This is a genomic window from Pontibacter burrus (genome assembly GCF_010686685.1).
In the GTDB taxonomy this organism is placed as follows: Bacteria; Bacteroidota; Bacteroidia; order Cytophagales; family Hymenobacteraceae; genus Pontibacter; species Pontibacter burrus.
Map to the genome: position 1 here is coordinate 18,387 of NZ_JAAGWD010000012.1, position 16,225 is coordinate 34,611.

The 16,225-nt window shown below is 48.0% G+C and carries 15 protein-coding genes and 1 tRNA gene; 11 read left to right on the top strand and 5 right to left on the bottom strand.

The features are described 5' to 3' along the window. Positions 1 to 51 precede the first annotated feature (51 nt). Positions 52 to 3,864, bottom strand: a complete 3,813-nt coding sequence (locus tag GXP69_RS18420; protein WP_163917025.1) for a BamA/TamA family outer membrane protein — start codon at positions 3,862 to 3,864, stop codon at positions 52 to 54. Positions 3,865 to 4,118: 254 nt separating this feature from the next. Between GXP69_RS18420 and GXP69_RS18425 the strand changes: the two genes are divergently transcribed. The 7 genes from GXP69_RS18425 (at position 4,119) to GXP69_RS18455 (ending at position 8,617) form a co-directional block, all read left to right on the top strand. Further along, positions 4,119 to 5,345 (top strand): Pycsar system effector family protein, encoded by a 1,227-nt coding sequence (locus GXP69_RS18425; protein WP_163917027.1) that lies wholly within the window; start codon positions 4,119 to 4,121, stop codon positions 5,343 to 5,345. A gap of 38 nt (positions 5,346 to 5,383) precedes the next feature. After that, a tRNA-Arg gene (locus GXP69_RS18430) sits at positions 5,384 to 5,455 on the top strand. Positions 5,456 to 5,614: 159 nt separating this feature from the next. Beyond that, the gene (locus GXP69_RS18435) at positions 5,615 to 5,803 is read left to right on the top strand and encodes a hypothetical protein (RefSeq protein ID WP_163917029.1); all 189 of its coding nucleotides are present in this window, start codon (positions 5,615 to 5,617) and stop codon (positions 5,801 to 5,803) included. 189 nt (positions 5,804 to 5,992) lie between these two features. Then, positions 5,993 to 6,364 (top strand): hypothetical protein, encoded by a 372-nt coding sequence (locus GXP69_RS18440; RefSeq protein ID WP_163917031.1) that lies wholly within the window; start codon positions 5,993 to 5,995, stop codon positions 6,362 to 6,364. A 225-nt stretch (positions 6,365 to 6,589) separates the two neighbouring features. Further along, positions 6,590 to 6,997, top strand: coding sequence for a hypothetical protein (locus GXP69_RS18445; protein ID WP_163917032.1), 408 nt, complete (start codon positions 6,590 to 6,592; stop codon positions 6,995 to 6,997). A 195-nt stretch (positions 6,998 to 7,192) separates the two neighbouring features. Further along, positions 7,193 to 8,212 (top strand): LLM class flavin-dependent oxidoreductase, encoded by a 1,020-nt coding sequence (locus GXP69_RS18450; protein WP_163917034.1) that lies wholly within the window; start codon positions 7,193 to 7,195, stop codon positions 8,210 to 8,212. A 66-nt stretch (positions 8,213 to 8,278) separates the two neighbouring features. Next, positions 8,279 to 8,617, top strand: coding sequence for a hypothetical protein (locus tag GXP69_RS18455; RefSeq protein ID WP_235925827.1), 339 nt, complete (start codon positions 8,279 to 8,281; stop codon positions 8,615 to 8,617). 79 nt (positions 8,618 to 8,696) lie between these two features. On the opposite strand, the gene GXP69_RS18460 is transcribed toward GXP69_RS18455, so the two are convergent. The 3 genes from GXP69_RS18460 to GXP69_RS18470 all read right to left on the bottom strand — a co-directional run bounded on the left by GXP69_RS18460 (position 8,697) and on the right by GXP69_RS18470 (position 10,791). Further along, complete coding sequence (locus GXP69_RS18460) at positions 8,697 to 9,137, bottom strand: hypothetical protein (RefSeq protein ID WP_163917036.1); 441 nt, start codon at positions 9,135 to 9,137, stop codon at positions 8,697 to 8,699. Between the two features lie 134 nt (positions 9,138 to 9,271). After that, entirely contained in the window at positions 9,272 to 10,291 is a 1,020-nt protein-coding gene (locus GXP69_RS18465) for an alkaline phosphatase D family protein (protein WP_163917038.1), read from the bottom strand. 125 nt (positions 10,292 to 10,416) lie between these two features. After that, positions 10,417 to 10,791, bottom strand: a complete 375-nt coding sequence (locus GXP69_RS18470; protein ID WP_163917039.1) for a T9SS type A sorting domain-containing protein — start codon at positions 10,789 to 10,791, stop codon at positions 10,417 to 10,419. A 139-nt stretch (positions 10,792 to 10,930) separates the two neighbouring features. Here GXP69_RS18470 and GXP69_RS18475 point away from each other — a divergent pair, with 139 nt between their 5' ends. The 4 genes from GXP69_RS18475 to GXP69_RS18490 all read left to right on the top strand — a co-directional run bounded on the left by GXP69_RS18475 (position 10,931) and on the right by GXP69_RS18490 (position 14,314). After that, a complete protein-coding gene (locus GXP69_RS18475) occupies positions 10,931 to 12,064 on the top strand; it encodes an NAD(P)/FAD-dependent oxidoreductase (RefSeq protein ID WP_163917041.1) in 1,134 nt (377 codons plus the stop codon). A gap of 188 nt (positions 12,065 to 12,252) precedes the next feature. Continuing rightward, positions 12,253 to 13,374: a type III polyketide synthase gene (locus tag GXP69_RS18480; RefSeq protein ID WP_163917043.1), complete on the top strand. Its 1,122-nt coding sequence runs from the start codon at positions 12,253 to 12,255 to the stop codon at positions 13,372 to 13,374. Then, positions 13,355 to 14,056 carry a methyltransferase domain-containing protein gene (locus GXP69_RS18485; protein ID WP_235925829.1) on the top strand — a complete coding sequence of 234 codons (702 nt, stop codon included), beginning with the start codon at positions 13,355 to 13,357 and terminating at the stop codon, positions 14,054 to 14,056. Before GXP69_RS18480 ends, GXP69_RS18485 begins: the two co-directional genes overlap by 20 nt. Positions 14,057 to 14,101: 45 nt before the next feature. Further along, on the top strand, positions 14,102 to 14,314 hold the full coding sequence (locus GXP69_RS18490; protein ID WP_163917044.1) for a hypothetical protein: 213 nt from the start codon (positions 14,102 to 14,104) through the stop codon (positions 14,312 to 14,314). 765 nt (positions 14,315 to 15,079) lie between these two features. On the opposite strand, the gene GXP69_RS18495 is transcribed toward GXP69_RS18490, so the two are convergent. After that, positions 15,080 to 15,982, bottom strand: coding sequence for a histone deacetylase family protein (locus tag GXP69_RS18495; protein ID WP_163917070.1), 903 nt, complete (start codon positions 15,980 to 15,982; stop codon positions 15,080 to 15,082). Positions 15,983 to 16,225 lie beyond the last annotated feature (243 nt).

A 16,225-nucleotide genomic window follows, 5' to 3' on the forward strand; every position in this document is an offset into this window, starting at 1 on the left:
ATCAACTACTGCATGTTCATCATACGGCAGTTGATGGTTTAGGTGTAATAATTAGAAGTGGTGTCCGAAGTTGAGCATCCATAGCTTGTCTTCCTTACTGAACGAATGCGTCAGCGTAAACACCGAGCGGTTCAGAAAATCGACCCAAATACCGGCTCCATAACCGCTGTGCAGGCTCCTGAAGAAGTTCTCGGAGCGGTTATCGTTGCCGTACACACGGCCGGCGTCGTAATGCCCCAGCACACCAAACCTGCCAGGGGCCAGGTACAGGTTAAATTCCGAAATATGGATACGCGCCTCGGCATTACCATAAAGCGCAGTACGCCCCGAATAACGGGTACGCCGGTAGCCACGCAGGTTGTCGGTGCCACCCAGTGTATTGGCCTGGTAAAACCCGTAATCGCCTATATTATGTGCCGCCCCCACACGCCCGGCCCAGGTAAGCTGAAACGGGAAATGCGGCGTTATGTAAAATGTAAACTCGGAGCTAAGGCGAGTATACTTCAGATTCTCTTCGCCTAACTGGTAATTGTAGCTGATGTTGTTGTACCAGCGCAGACCTATTCTTGGGTTAGCACTTGTTCCGCCACCCAGCACATCCATATTGGCAAATGCCTCTACACCTATATAATGCTGCGCCTTAAACCTTCCCTCTTCCGGGTCAAAAGTACCGGGCTCCAGGTTGCCTGCAAGCGCCTGGTCAACTATAAAGCTTTCGCGTTTTGGCTGGGTTATTTTAAAGCGATCGTATGTAGGCCCAACCCCGATTCTGAAAAAGGATGTTGCATCTTTATACAGCATGGCACTTGCCCGCTGCCGCTCATACCGCACCCTATAGTATGCCTCATCCTTTTCGGGTGCCTTTTCAGTATAGTTGCCCAAGCCATAGTAATTACGCTGGTATTGCGGTCCTTCTACTTTTCCGTCCAGCAATAAATGCCAGCTTCCCATTACCTGCCTAAAATCACCGGCATAATGGATGTTATATGATTTTGTTAAAAAGGCATAATTGGCTTCCAGCAACTGTTCTGTAGCATAAGGGCTTTTCCTGAACTTATGGGTACGGGCTAACAAGCCTGCGCCTACAAACAAGCCATCGTCTACGTTATACTCAAACGAAAACCGCGGACCAATATAAGGCAACTGGTAGGTGTTGCGGTCAAACATGTTCACATCAGCATAAGGTGCTGTTTTATCCTTCGTTTCCGGGCCAAAGGCAAAAGCATTTCCTTCTGTCTCGTCATAAACTATAGTATAGCGCTTAAGCCCGCTCACACGTGAGTTATCAGCAATGCTGTCTCGCTCGTCGCCGCCAATAATGCGCACCAGTATGCCTTTGCCAACATCGCCGTTCACGATAAACTCATCTTGGCCAGCCAACCCAAACAAGCGTATCTCTTTTGTTTCGGATGTATAGAACGTGCGCTTGTAAAGTGTATCGCGCAGCTCGCCTTCTCTCGTTATTTTATAAACGGTAACATCGGTTTCGTTATCTGACTTACGGTTAACTATAAACCGCTCGTGCTTATCGGAGCCTACTACATCCACAAATTTGGCCAGGTGCTCATAGTATTGCTCAGCTACCTGCGGCAGTTTATTGCGGCGGGCTTTTAATTTGGCAATAATCTCTTCCCCGGAAATCGGGTAAATGCTTTCCGGCAGATCCCGAACAGCTTCTTCAATAGCAGCATCGGTTAGGTTATTTTTAATGTCGTCGGCAATTCGAAGCCAGTCCTGCCGCGATACACTGGTCAGGAAACGCCTGTCTACGGATTGTGCGCTCAGGTTCAGGCCAATGATATCGCCATAGTCATACCCGAAGTTCTGGATATTCCGGATGCCCCATTTGCGGGTAGCCAGCCACGGCAATACGCCATCTGCTTTAAAAAAGGCCTGGTCGCGGTCTTCGGGTACCGGTATGTACAGGTCGCCGGGTTTCGGGTCTTTTTTCTTTTCGGCCCAGCGCCATTGTCCTTCGTGGCGGTCCCAGTCACCTATGAGCATATCCAGTAAGCGTGCACGTGCAAAAGCCTGCTGGTCAACCTCATTATCATTGTCTTCTTCCAATTCTCCCAGCAGCTTATCGGTGCCCACCAGGTTCTCGGCATTGCCCAGGCTAGCCACATCTTCGTGGTTCTCGTCAGCATCTTCCTCCAAAATGGCGAGCATGTTGCTGTACTCATCCATGTACTGCCGCAGGTAGGGCGTTTGTGGAATATATACCAGCTTAGGGTTGGTATGTAACACCCCGGCAGCGTCGGCCAGTTTAGGTACCACAAGTGCGCCATACGGGTGCTGCGCTGATATCTGATCCTGCAGCAGATCGCGGGCAACGGTTTCCCGCAGGTAAGCAGGCAGCACCATGGTTGGGTCTTTGTTTACGCTGCGTAGCGTATATTCACGGGCATCTGGATTGCGCACTTTGAGCGAGGTGGTTTGCCTGCCGCCGCCTTTCTGGTAAGGCCGCAGCCCACCTAGTTCGTTCTTCAGGTCCAGTAACGGCACTGTAACCGGCGTGGCCCACTCCTGGCGGTAATGGTCGCCGAGCAGGAAGCGCTTAAGTTTGCCTGCGCCATAGTTGGGGTTGGCTGCTATAGTTAGTGTGCTGTCGGCATAGTTGGTATCGTCCTGCACCGGCGGAAGCTCTTTGCGCGGTTCTTTGGAATAAACCGGCGTCCGGAAAGTGATTTTGCCTGTAGAACCATCTCCTTCAGGTGCCCAGAACTCCGTCCATACTTCCCCGTTATCATAGTACAAGACTTTGGCAAAACCTTTAATCTTATGGGCATAGTGTGCATCGCCACCACCTTTTATGTCCTGTATTTTGCAACCGGAACCGCTAACTATAAGCCCGGCATTGTTGTGCTTAAAATACTCTAAGGCATGCTCGTGGCCGGCAGCATAAATAATGTTGTCGTACTTATCAAAGATGTTGTAGAGGCCTTCTATAAGCGCCTGGTAACGCGGGTGCGGAATATCCTGCAGAATACCCCCATACTTGCGCGCAAAGGGGTAAATAGAGCCAATAACCGGCAGCGGAATATACAGCCAGTCGCGGAGCAGGGTAAATGGGAAGATGTGATCTCTTAAGGTGAAAAAGCCGCCATGCACCCCCCGACTCTTGAGCGGATGGTGCCCAACTATAACTATGTTGTTGCCGCTGTTCTTCTCAATTATATCTTCCAGCTGAATAAGCAGTTCTTCTTCGGTAGCAGCGCCGCAGTTACTGTTGTCGCCATACGGCCTGTCGAATGGATGCAGCCACCACTCCGTGTCCAGCGCGATCAGTACGATGTCGTCGAATATCTTAACCTCGTAAGGACCGGGGCAACCGTCGCCGGGTACATAAAAATCCCCGCCGGTTACAATGTTTTCTTCGGTCAGGTAGGCGTTTACGTGGCGCTGCTCCCGCATAACAGCTTCCAGTCCACCGCGGCCACTATGGTTCCAGTCGTGGTTACCAGGTATCATGTACTTTTCGCCGGGGTAGCCTTTCAGAATGTCTAACTGGGCATTCAGGCGCTTTTCAGAAACTTCGCGGTCGTAGGCTCCCGGTTCAGGCAAGCCGTTATGGTACACGTTATCTCCCAGAAAAATAGTGGTGCTGTTTATACCGGCTTCCATCATCTGCTGGCGCATCAGCTTTAACGATGGCTCACCGTTTACAAGGTCCGGTGCACCCACATCACCAATCAGGAAAACGGTGTACTGCAGTTTACCGGGCGAGGGTTTGGCCTGTTGCCAGTTAGCGGCCTGCGGACCATAGTATACATGGGGAAGGGCACAGGATGTAAGTGTAACTATAAACAGCACTATGCCAGCCCCGAGGGTGGTAAAGCGCCGTGGAATGTAGTTCTTTCTCATAGTTTGGTAAGAAAAACTGTATGGCAGGTTCAGCATACAGGCTGGTGGCAGGCAGTGGTGTGCCAACCTGTTACCAGGCTGACCTGAATTAACGTGTATCCAGTTTATTTAGTTATAGGTATATAGTACAATTATAGCCCGATTGCACTTAACCAAAACAGCCTAATCGCGTAACGCAGAGTGCAGGCGCCATTACCCTTATATAAAGAGTACTACCCGCCACTTACGACAGGCTGCCGCACAGATACAAGAAGATGGAACACAATACACTCGTAAAACAAGCTGGTGAGTATGTTTTTAAGCTTTTCAAGAGTCAGCTCTCCAGAAAGCTTGTATACCATAACTACCGCCATACCATTGAAACAGTAAACGAAGCCCGCGAACTGGGCGAAATGCAGCAATTACCCTCCGACGAGTTGGAAGACCTTTTGCTGGCTGCCTGGTTTCATGATACCGGCTATGTAAATACCTACGATGGCCACGAAGACGAAAGTATACACTTTGCCCGCGAATGGCTGGAGCAGCACAACCACCCCCAGGATCGTATAGAGCGCATAGCCGAGTGCATACATGCTACCCGCCATACTGTAGAGCCTACTACTATGCTGCAGGAGTTGCTTGTAGATGCGGACATGTCGAATATCGGGAAGGAATCTTTTTTCAGCACGGCTGAGCTGCTGCGCGTAGAATGGGAGATCTATAAGGATAAGTCCTTTTCAGACAGGGAATGGGCGCAGTTCCAGATGGACTTTCTGCTGTCAACCACCTTTTATACATACCAGGCGCAGCGCAAATATGCCGGGCAACTAGGCCTGAACATACAAGAGCAACGCAACCGCCTGCATAAGGAGATCAAGAAAAAGAAAAAGCAGGATAAGCACCACCACGAGACGCTGGCGCAACCCAAACGGGGCATTGAAACTATGTTCCGGAACACGTACCGCACGCACCTTAACCTGAGCGCCATTGCAGATAACAAGGCCAACATGATGATCAGCCTGAATGCCATTATCCTGTCGGTTGTGATTACCTACCTGAGTGCCAAAACCTCTACTACCGGAACTGAGTTTGCCCAGCACCGCGCCCTGCTTATACCTGTTGGCACGCTGCTGCTTACTGCGCTTGGTTCTGTTATTTTTGCCATTATATCAGCACAGCCGGAGGTCACGAGCTTTTCTTTTAAGAAGAATAAGATCAACTCCCGCAAAGTAAACCTGCTCTTCTTCGGAAACTTCACCAACATTCCTTTAGAAGATTTTCAGCATGGGATGCATAACATTATGCGCGACAAGAAATCGCTGTACAACAACATGATAACTGATATTTATTACCTGGGCGAAGTGCTGAAACGCAAGTACAAGATCCTACGCATTTCTTATACCATTTTCATGTTAGGGCTGGTATTAACGGTAATCGCTTTTGGTATATCTGTAGCTTATTTTTCTGACACACCGACTGCAACGGCGCAGATTGGTTTGTAGGTTTAAATACTTAAATTTGCCGGAGAACTACAACTACAGGCCTCGTAGTTCAATGGATAGAATAGAAGTTTCCTAAACTTTTGATACAGGTTCGATTCCTGTCGGGGCCACAAAAAAGCCGCTATACGTGATGTATAGCGGCTTTTTGTTTTATTAGATATAAATTAGATACCAATCTGGCCTCTATTCTTTTAATATTTAAAGATAAATATATAAATTGCAGCATAATACATTAACACCGCCGCACTTTACCTGAGAATAAACTTACCATGCATTACCTTTTATTCATCCTTGAAGTAGTTGTTGAGCTATCGTTTACTTACCCTGAACGCTGGGACATCAAGTACAAACGCCTCAAAAATCAGTACCGCCGAAGAAGAGCCCGCAGAGCAGCACAGCATGTCCCTGTTACTGTTGCATTAGAGCCAGATACCCAGCTTCAATCTATTGCGGCATAGTTTTCATCTATTTACATTAAGCCTTTTCCTGCTTTTCGTGAGATGTCCTCGTCTTTCGAACTATAGTTAATTGAGCACTAACTTTTCGGTCATTTTACCGACCGGGATGGCCTGCATGAGTGGCTGATTATGTAATTATGTTTTTAACTTCTCGCGCTAATACCTTAGCTAACCTTCACTAATCAACCTATGGTGAACACCCTTATTCTGCTGGATGGAGCATTAAAAGGCCTGGATTCTCTCTTTTATATTTTGGGGTGCTCGCTTCTGGCAGGTGTATTTTTCCCCATTCTGGCCTGGAAAGAGAGAAATATCCTGACTCAGATACTGGGACTTGCCAGTTCACTGGTTATTGGGGCCTTAGCGTGTTTTTTCACGTTTTTTGAGACCTATGGAGGAAGCAACCCTATGGCATCATTTGCGATGTTTTTATGGGGATGGACTGGTCTTGCACTATTCATGACCTTTTATCCTAAAAAGAAGAAGGGCGTTCATATTGAATCCAATTACGTTAGGGAGTTCCGGGAGAAGGAACAAAATGCAGCTCCATCAAAAGACTAATTAATAGCAGAATCCTCCCGATACCTATAGTTTGCTTTACATCTACCTGCCTGCTTTAACCCACAGGATGGGCAACTGACCGGATTCTATTGGGCTCACGAAAAAATGGAACTATAACATGTACAGCAATTAGTTTTTTCTTATATTAGATTGCAATTAAGTCACCAAACCCCTTGCTGTATCTTTTGAGGTAAGGCTGCAACCTGTAGATACATAACATTGCCTATGATCCTATTAGAGAACAGCATTATGAAGCTGGAATATAATCCGGCTACAGATATCCTAGATGTAAAATATCCAGACCTCTTTGGTTATCTGCTTCCGGAGATCAGACATAGCATCGACACACTGCTAGAAACAGTTATCAGCTACGATGTAAAAAAAGTGTTGCTGGACTCGAGAGAAACTATAGTATCTATAAAGCCAGAAGAAAGCACTGATGTTTCGGTTTATATGGCCTCAGGCTTAGCAAATACAAGGCTGCAGAAATTAGCCAGGCTACAATCTGCAGATACAGAAGTGGAAGGCCGAGCAGAAGAAAACTTTCATCTGATCAAGAAATCTCTGAAACTTACCTATGAGCTCAAAATCTTTTCAGATAAAGACAAGGCCATGGCTTGGCTCACCTTGTAGCATAACATCACTTATATTTTTCGGAGTTGCTAATTCTGATCTCCCTTTCGGTTTAATGCTATAGTTTATAGTTACAGCAACGTGATTTTGGGTTTCTGTAAACCATCTGTATGCTCTTCTGTTAATAACTACTTGCACTTGTATCTATAGTTCATACAGCAAGTATACATTACACTAGCTATAGTTATTTTAAAGATGAGCGATAAAAAACAACTCTCCGATACAGCAATTTCGATACTGGACCTGGTGCCCATTCTGGAGGGCAAAACAGCTGCCGACTCGTTTAAGAACAGCACAGACCTGGCACAGCATGCAGAAAAATGGGGCTTCACCCGGTACTGGCTGGCAGAACACCACAACATGGCGGGCATTGCCAGTTCGGCTACCTCTATCCTTATCGGGCACATTGCTGGCGGCACCAAAACGATACGTGTAGGCTCCGGCGGCATTATGCTGCCTAACCATGCACCGCTGGTAGTGGCCGAGCAATTTGGCACCCTGGAAACACTTTACCCCGGCCGTATTGACCTGGGCCTCGGCCGCGCACCAGGCACAGACCAGGTAACAGCCATGGCCCTGCGCCGCGACCTGCACAGCGCCGGCGAAGATTTCCCGGCCAACGTAGAAGAACTGCGCAGCTACCTGGCACCCGCCACACCCGGTCAGCGCGTAAGAGCTGTACCCGGCGAAGGCTTGAACATACCTATCTGGCTGCTTGGCTCCAGCACTTTCAGTGCACAACTGGCTGGCCTGCTGGGCTTACCATTTTCCTTTGCCAGTCATTTTGCCCCTACGCTGCTGCACACGGCCTTAAAAGTATACCGCGATAGTTTCCAGCCATCCGAAACACTGAAAAAGCCTTATGCCATGGCCGGCATAAACGTAATTGCCGCCGACACCGATGAGGAGGCCCGTCATCTGGCCACTTCCCTGTACATGTCTTTCCTGAATGTGATACGGGGCACGGCTAACAAAATGAAACCGCCTGTAGATAGTATGGATGACAAGTGGGATATGTCGGAGATGTATGCGGTGCAGCAAATGTTGCTCTATAGTTTTATTGGCAGCCCGGCAACTATAAAATCAGAGTTGCAGCAGTTCCTGGACAGCACGCAGGTAGATGAGATTATGGTAACATCAAACATTTACGACCACGCTGCGAGACTACGCTCTTATGAGATACTGGCTGAACTGAAAAAAGGGAACCTGGCGTAAATTAACCCGAAACAGGACTATAGCGTACCACCTCAGAAGGCGACATACTTTTTAATAAGCCCTGAGATGCAGAAACTGATCTACCTGCTAGGCATTATGGCAACTATAGCCTGCATTGCCTGCAGCTCCGACAACAGCAAACCCGAACCTGAAACTATAGCTGCGCATGAAGGCGGTACCTATGCCCTGCCTGCAGATGTGCTGGCAACGGCAAAACCTCTGATCGGTGGAAGCCTGTACAGTGAGCCTGATTTTGAAAGTGTATCGCTGATGCATTTTGACACGGCCCAGCTCATACAACTGCTTGACACCAGCAATGTGATGTTCTTTAAGGCGCGCATTTACCGTAACAAAGAGAACTATACCGGCTATATTTCCAAGGCTATTATACCAGAGCAACTATAAATACAAAAGCCTTTCCGGTGCATCCGGAAAGGCTTTTTTTACAAACTAATCTTATAAGCTACTGCTCAGCTAAAGCGGCTTATTTGCCTTGCTTCAGTGGACGCTGCCCGCGCTTGCCTTCATGCTTCATACGCATCTTTTGCTTGCGCTCTGCTTTCTCAGCTTTCCAGGTAGCATACTTTTGCTTCTGGTCAGCGTTCAGGATAGCGGTAACTTCGGCTTCGCGGCTGGCTTGCAGGGCTTTCATCTTTTCTTTCTTTGCATCGCGGGTCAGGTTCTGGTCATTACGCAAAGCCTGCATTTCCTGTACGTGTTTCTGGTTAATGGCCTTCAGTTTCTGTGTCTGGGCATCGCTCAGGTCCAGGTTCTTCTTATAGTTCTCCAGCATTTTCTCCTGGCGCTCTGCTGGCGTCAGTTGCTTGCGGGCTTTATCGTGCTGGCCTTGTTGTGCCATAGCGCCTACGCTCAGGAACAAACCTAAACCTAATACAAAAGCTTTTTTAAGGAGGTTAGTCTTCATGGTATTTCTGTTTTATAGTTGATTATTTGACTGGGCGTTACCACAATGGTTTAACCCGCTGACCAACCTATTACAAAAAAGCGGCCAAACTTTTCAGCTAACTGAGCACATGCCAACTATAGAACTATAAAACACTAGTACACAACACTCTCCGACAAATAGATTTCGTTGTCCACGCCTTTTATCTGCATCTCTACACGCACCTGCTCACCCCAGTTAAACTGCAGTACACCAAAGTTCAGTTTGTTTACAAGGTCGCCAACGCGGTGCCGGTTAGGCTCTGAGTTGGCGCCGCTGTATACATGGGTCATGCCACTGCTGGTAACCTCGTAAAGCGGGTAGTTCAGGCCAGGCAGCTCCATTTTAGAGATTTCAGCAATGTGTCGGTCGCCGGTAAGCAGTATAACGCCTGGGGCCTGGGTAGCTGCAACCAGATCTAAAAACCGCTTGCGGGAGGCCGGAAAATTCGCCCACTTCTCAAAAGCATGATCTTCGGGCAGCACTTGTATGCCATTGCCTATAATGTGAACCTGGGCTTTGCTGTTACGCAGCTCATTTTCCAGCCATTTCCATTGTTCTTCGCCCAGCACGTCGCCGGTCTGGTTTATCTGGTACACCCGGTTTATCCGCAGCAACGAATCGCGATTATAACGACTGTCTAAAAGGATCAGCTTTACCTGCTTGCCTTCCGGACCATACGTGTGCGAACTATAAACACCCTGTTGCTTACGGCGCGGGCTGTCAGCAGGCTCGCCTATAAAATCCCAGAAAAGTTGCTGGCTCTGCTCGCGCATTGCAAACTCTTTACCGCCATCGTTCAGGCCATAGTCGTGGTCGTCCCAGGTGCCGGTAATTTTTGCTTTTGCCATCAGTTGCTGGTAGCCAGGTTCCTGCAGCACTATATCGTATTTCTGCTTCAGTACAGCCATATCGTCTGAGTCGCCATACATATTATCGCCCAGCCACACCCACACATCGGGGTTGTTCTGGTTAATAGCCGGCCATATAACCTGTGGCAGATCCTGGCGGTTGCACGAGCCAAACGCAATTGTATCAACAGGTTCCTGGACTGTTTTGGTAGCAGGTTGCTGGCAGGCGGCAACTATAAAAAGCAGCGGTAATACGCGCAGCAGCAAATTTGCAGAAGTAAGCATGAGAAGATAAATAGTTGGTTACAGCGTAAAAATACAGAAACAAGATACTTTACATGTTAAGAGAACATAAAAAAAGCGGCAGCTCTTAAAAGAACTGCCGCTTTATGCGTTATCCTGATATGTCTCTACCGAACAATGATACGCCGCACCACACTAAAATTATCTGTTTCCAGTTTTACATAGTACAAGCCTTTTGCTTTGGAGTAGCGGCTCAGGTCTATAGTTGCTGAAAGCTGTGCACTGTCACGGGTAAGTACTTCGCGGTAAATCTCGTTTCCGATCACGTTCATAATGCGCAGTTCAGCACGCTTGGCATCGGTATTAGCCAGCGAAACTGTAAAAACACCGTTACTTGGGTTCGGGTATATAGTGAAATCCTTTTCGTCTTGATTTACAGTAAGTGGTTTCGCTTTCTCCGCTTGCTGTCCTGGCTTCTGTTCCTGCGCCTGCAATGCCAGCATCGAAAGTGAAAGTAAAATCGTAAGTATAAATTGCTTCATATAAATCAGTTAATCAGATCCTTTTATCTATTGGAATTACAAAAGTCGTTCCATTTATTAAAACGAGCAAGCTTTTAAATAGTTATTGCATTATACCCTTTAAAATGAGGGCGTTCACCAAATTTTAGCTACTAACAATTTGCATAAATCGAATAATAGCACTTGGCCGGTAATTATAGTTGGTGGCGGGCTGGCGGGCCTTACCGCTGCCTTATCTTTGGCTGATCAGGGCATACAAGCGCTCGTTATCGAAAAGAAAACTTACCCCTTCCACAGGGTGTGTGGCGAGTACGTTTCGAATGAGGTTCTGCCCTACCTGCAGCAGTTGGGTGTAGACTTAGAGCAGCTGAAACCGGCGCGCATCAACCGTTTTATGCTTTCGTCCCCATTGGGCAATTTTTTAGAGACAAAACTAGACCTGGGCGGATTCGGTATCAGCAGGTTTTCCCTGGACCATTACCTGTACCAACTGGCAAAAGCAAAGGGCGTAGAGTTTAAGGAAGGCACTACTGTGCAATACGTTACATTTGAGCAGGAACAGTTTATGCTTCAGCTAAATAACGGCGAGCAATTATACGCTGAAATTGTACTGGGAGCATATGGTAAACGTACCAACCTGGACCGGCAGCTTAACCGTATTTTTTTTGCAAAGCGCTCGCCTTATATCGGGGTAAAATACCATCTGAACTATAACCAGCCGAAAGACCTGATTGCACTCCATAATTTTAAAGATGGCTATGCCGGTATTTCGGCAGTGGAAGGCGATACGTATTGTTTCTGCTACCTCACTACCCGCCAAAACCTGAAACAACACGGTACCATACCTGCTATGGAGCAGGCTGTACTACACCAGAACCCGCACCTGCGCCGGATATTTAATGAAGCGGAGTTTTTGTATGCCCAGCCGGAAGTGATCAATGAAATATCTTTTGCTACTAAAACCTGTATTGAGAACCATATGTTGATGTGTGGCGATGCAGCCGGCATGATAGCCCCTTTGTGTGGGAATGGCATGGCCATGGCCATACACGCCGGAAAGCTGGCTGCAACCCATACTACACTATATTTCCGGAACAACTATAGCAGGCAGCAACTCGAGGCAAACTATAGCCGGACCTGGAAAAAGCAGTTTGCCAGCCGCCTGCAACTGGGTCGTACAGTACAACATTTATTCGGGCACCCGCTGCTCTCCGAAGTTACCGTTAAGACACTGAAACACTTGCCCGCTCTGGTGCAAATGCTGATGCGCCAAACCCACGGCCAGCCCTTTTAAACTATAGTTGCTTTACGCCTCTCCTGCAGGTCCTTGTATTTTCTGAAATGCGAGACACACAAAGATTTTCACTCAGTACGCAAAGTAAATCTAATCCGTACCCGGCTGCGTAAGCAGAGACGTACTTCGTTCTATTAGATTAGCGATCAGCATATACAGGTCGCCAGGCATCAAACTCCACACAACATATGAAAAGCTACATCTGCTCGATAGGCACGGCCAATCCACCGCACAAAATACCGCAGATGGAAGTGGCAGAGTTCATGGCCAGCGCTCTGCAGTTTGATGAGCAGGACTCCCGAAAGCTAAAAGCACTTTACCGTGTATCGGGCATTGGGCAGCGCTATAGTGTGCTGCAGGATTATACCCGCCGGAACGGAGAGTTTACTTTTTACCCGAACACGCCCGGTCTCGAGCCCTTCCCGACGGTGCAGCAGCGCATGGATGTGTACAAACAGCATGCAGTAGACCTGTCAGAGCAGGCGGCACTTAATTGCCTGACCCAGACGCCAGCTATAAAACTTACTGATATTTCGCACCTGATAACTGTGAGCTGTACCGGCATGTATGCTCCGGGGCTGGACATTGAGCTGGTAGAGCGACTGCAACTGGCACCAACCGTGCAGCGCACTGCCGTAAATTTTATGGGTTGCTATGCTGCTTTTAATGCCATTAAACTGGCCGATGCGATTTGTAAAGCCGATGCTGCGGCTAATGTGTTGCTGGTTTGTACTGAGATCTGCACCATCCATTTCCAGAATAACCCGAAAGAAGACCACCTGGTATCGAATGCTTTGTTTGGTGATGGCGCAGCTGCCGTACTGATGCAGGGCCGCCCGTGCAGCGAAATGAGCCTGGAGCTGCAATCTTTCCACTGTGATCTGGCTCCTGCCGGCAAGCGCGACATGGCCTGGCACATCGGCGATACTGGATTCGAAATGACGCTTTCCTCGTACGTGCCCGACCTTATAAAATCCGGCATAAAACAACTGACCGAACGCCTGCTGCAAGGCCTGAAAACTACTTTATCCGAGATAAAATTATACGCGATTCACCCTGGAGGGCGGCGCATTTTGGAGGTAATAGAGCAGGAACTGGGCATGACCCGCAACGACAACCGCTATGCTTACCAGGTGCTCCGCGAGTTTGGCAACATGTCGTCGGCAACGGTGCTGTTTGTATTAAAGGCGCTGATGGATAACCTGACCACCACCGATAAAGATGAGCCAGTGCTGAGTTTTGCTTTTGGCCCGGGCCTTACGCTGGAATCGATGCTGTTAAAAGTACACTATGCTGGCGCTGCGGAGTAACCAACCCGAGTTAATGGACGACCTGAGTTTGTCTGGGGACGAATTACGAAAGAATCTGCGGGAGCTGGAAGTGATCAATAACTGGCTGGGCGGACATAAAGTAGTGTTGGATGCACTCGATAAGCTAACTACCAACTATAAAGGCCAAACTATAACTATAGCCGATATTGGCTGCGGCGGCGGCGATACTTTAAAGACTATAGCCAACTGGACACAGCGCAAAAGGATAAATGTGCAGCTAACCGGGATTGATGCCAATGATTTTATGGTAAACTACGCCCGCCACCACTGCAGCAACTATAGCAACATAACTATAGCACAGCACGATGTTTTCTCCGGCACATTTGCCAGCCAGCAGTACGACCTTATAGTTTGCAGCCTGTTCTGTCATCATTTTACCGATGCCCAGCTGGTGCAGCTTTTCCGGCAACTATACCGGCAGGCACGCTTGGCTGTCATTATCAACGACCTGCACCGGCACTGGTTCGCTTATTATTCCATCAAGTACATTACGAGGCTGTTCTCCGGCTCCCGGCTGGTGCAACATGATGCGCCTCTATCGGTATGGCGCGCTTTCAAAAGACCAGAGTTAGAGGAACTGCTGGCCCAGTCAGCAATTACCAACTATAGTTTGCGCTGGATGTGGGCATTCAGGTGGCAGTTGGTGCTGCATACATCTTAAAACAGCTGAACAGAGTATAACTGACCAAACAACACAAACTAACACATGAGTCGCCAAACTATAAACTTCTGGGTCCTGTTTATTATCTCCATCATTATCTCTGCCATTCTTATCTCCGTTTTCGTGAAGGCACTGAAAGTGATTCTGATGGTACTCCTGATTTTAGCCCTTGCCCCTATTGTGTACCTGGTCCTTCGCCTGATCATCCCCGGCCAGAAAACCGTTGACGAAGACGACAAACTCGGCAAACGCCATTAAAGGTTAAGGGTTAGTATTAAGGTAGACGATGTATCAGCATTTTGAACCCACCCCTACCCCTCCCAAGAGGGGAATTTCTGCTCTCTCTATAGTTGAGGCTATAGTTCTATAATAAAAATTGTCCAACCACCCCTAACCCCTCCTTGTCTAAGGTGGGGAATTTTCTGCTTCTGCTATAGTTTGGGTTTTAGTTTTATAGTTGCTGGTTTACACCCCTATAGTCCCCTCAAGGGGACTATTTCTGCGACTGCTATAGTTTCAGATCATCCTATAGTTTCAGACCACGAACAGGCAGGCGCAGCCTGGCGCGAGAAACTACAACCACGAGAAAGGCCAAGAACTACAGCTTATCAAAACTATAAGAACATTAGCTATCGAGCGATCTCAGTCTTCGGGTTGAGCGCCTTTGACTTGTTGCGGTGGCGTAGCCAACCCGAGCGCAGCAAGGGTAGCAAGAAGGCAGCAGCGCGATGCCCGAAGACGGGGCCCCGCGGCCGTGAGCGCACCAAAGCAACTATAAAACGATAGGTAAGTAGAGCTCCCAGGATAAAAAGTAACTATAGCACGAACTGCTTGTGGCAAGTAGCAACTATAGTTAGCTATAGAACATAAGATGCCTCGACTGCGCTCTACATGACAAAGAAATAACTATAGTTAGTAATAGATTTCTTCCGATGGTCGAAATGACAATAGAGTAGAAGACGCATAAAATGTCTCGCCTAACGCTCGACATGACAAAAGAAAAACTTCAATTATCCTGTAGTTCTAAAACCAGATCTGCTGAGCCAGTCTGAAAGTATTGGCGTGAGCCTCCACAATATGCGCTATTTGTTTGGAGTATCCCCCACCCATACTTACAGCAACCGGCAGATTATGGCGCTTGCATAGTTCCAGCACCAGGCGGTCGCGCTCTTTGCAGCCGGCTATTGTCATGCCCAGTTTACCCAGTTTATCTGTTGCCAGCACATCAACTCCCGACTGAAAAAAGACAAACTCCGGCTCTACTTCATCCAGCAGGCGTGGCAGGGTGTTGTTAAGTAAGGTCAGGTAAGCCTTGTCGTCGGTGCCTTCCGCTAAAGGTATATCTAAATCTGAATGTTCCTTGTGGAACGGATAGTTATGGCCGCAGTGCATGCTAAAGGTAAACACCCGTGGCTCGTTCCGGAAGATTTGGGCAGTTCCGTTACCCTGGTGCACATCCAGGTCTACAACTAATACTTTGTGAATACCCTTATAGTTGAGCAGGTAATTGGCTGCAATGGCAATGTCGTTTAGCAGGCAGAAACCTTCGCCCCGGTCGGTAAAGGCGTGGTGTGTACCGCCGGCTATATTCATGCCTATGCCGTACTCCAGTGCAAACAAGGCAGCCTGCACCGTACCGTTCATAATAACGATTTCGCGGTTCACCAGTTCTTCTGATAGCGGGAAACCCGTTTTTCTGATTTCGGAAGACGTTAACTCCAGTTGCCTGAGGCGTTGCCAGTACACCGGGTCGTGGGTATCAACTATAAACTTTTCAGGCAGCGGACCTGGTGCAAAAAGGTTGGCGTCGGTTATGGTGCCTTCATACAGCAGTTGCTCGGGAAGCAGGTCGTACTTCGCCATCGGGAAACGATGGCCTTCAGGCAACGCGTGCGCATACATTCGGGACCAGGCAATTTTAAGCATCATACAAAGGTAACAACATTACTAATCCACAGGTTTATAATAGCTCTTAAAGGGCATCTTTTAAGTACAAAAACTAACACTTTTAGCAGCCCATAAAGTAACGGTGCATAAGTTTTACAAAGCGCGCCAAAAGCCTCTGAAATCAACCTTTACAGATGTTCACAAATGTGGATAACTATGTTGAATCAACAAAGTTATCCACTAACACTTGTGCATTCGCTGTGGAATCCCCTCAAAAAGTAT

What these genes read in the sequence shown, in the direction of transcription:
- GXP69_RS18450 (WP_163917034.1), top strand. Translation starts at nt 7,193, where the DNA reads ATGAGCGATAAAAAACAACTCTCCGATACAGCAATTTCGATACTGGAC.
- GXP69_RS18480 (WP_163917043.1), top strand. Translation starts at nt 12,253, where the DNA reads ATGAAAAGCTACATCTGCTCGATAGGCACGGCCAATCCACCGCACAAA.
- GXP69_RS18485 (WP_235925829.1), top strand. Translation starts at nt 13,355, where the DNA reads ATGCTGGCGCTGCGGAGTAACCAACCCGAGTTAATGGACGACCTGAGT.
- GXP69_RS18420 (WP_163917025.1), bottom strand. Translation starts at nt 3,864, where the DNA reads ATGAGAAAGAACTACATTCCACGGCGCTTTACCACCCTCGGGGCTGGC.
- GXP69_RS18465 (WP_163917038.1), bottom strand. Translation starts at nt 10,291, where the DNA reads ATGCTTACTTCTGCAAATTTGCTGCTGCGCGTATTACCGCTGCTTTTT.
- GXP69_RS18455 (WP_235925827.1), top strand. Translation starts at nt 8,279, where the DNA reads ATGCAGAAACTGATCTACCTGCTAGGCATTATGGCAACTATAGCCTGC.
- GXP69_RS18460 (WP_163917036.1), bottom strand. Translation starts at nt 9,137, where the DNA reads ATGAAGACTAACCTCCTTAAAAAAGCTTTTGTATTAGGTTTAGGTTTG.
- GXP69_RS18435 (WP_163917029.1), top strand. Translation starts at nt 5,615, where the DNA reads ATGCATTACCTTTTATTCATCCTTGAAGTAGTTGTTGAGCTATCGTTT.
- GXP69_RS18495 (WP_163917070.1), bottom strand. Translation starts at nt 15,982, where the DNA reads ATGCTTAAAATTGCCTGGTCCCGAATGTATGCGCACGCGTTGCCTGAA.
- GXP69_RS18440 (WP_163917031.1), top strand. Translation starts at nt 5,993, where the DNA reads ATGGTGAACACCCTTATTCTGCTGGATGGAGCATTAAAAGGCCTGGAT.
- GXP69_RS18445 (WP_163917032.1), top strand. Translation starts at nt 6,590, where the DNA reads ATGATCCTATTAGAGAACAGCATTATGAAGCTGGAATATAATCCGGCT.
- GXP69_RS18425 (WP_163917027.1), top strand. Translation starts at nt 4,119, where the DNA reads ATGGAACACAATACACTCGTAAAACAAGCTGGTGAGTATGTTTTTAAG.
- GXP69_RS18490 (WP_163917044.1), top strand. Translation starts at nt 14,102, where the DNA reads ATGAGTCGCCAAACTATAAACTTCTGGGTCCTGTTTATTATCTCCATC.
- GXP69_RS18470 (WP_163917039.1), bottom strand. Translation starts at nt 10,791, where the DNA reads ATGAAGCAATTTATACTTACGATTTTACTTTCACTTTCGATGCTGGCA.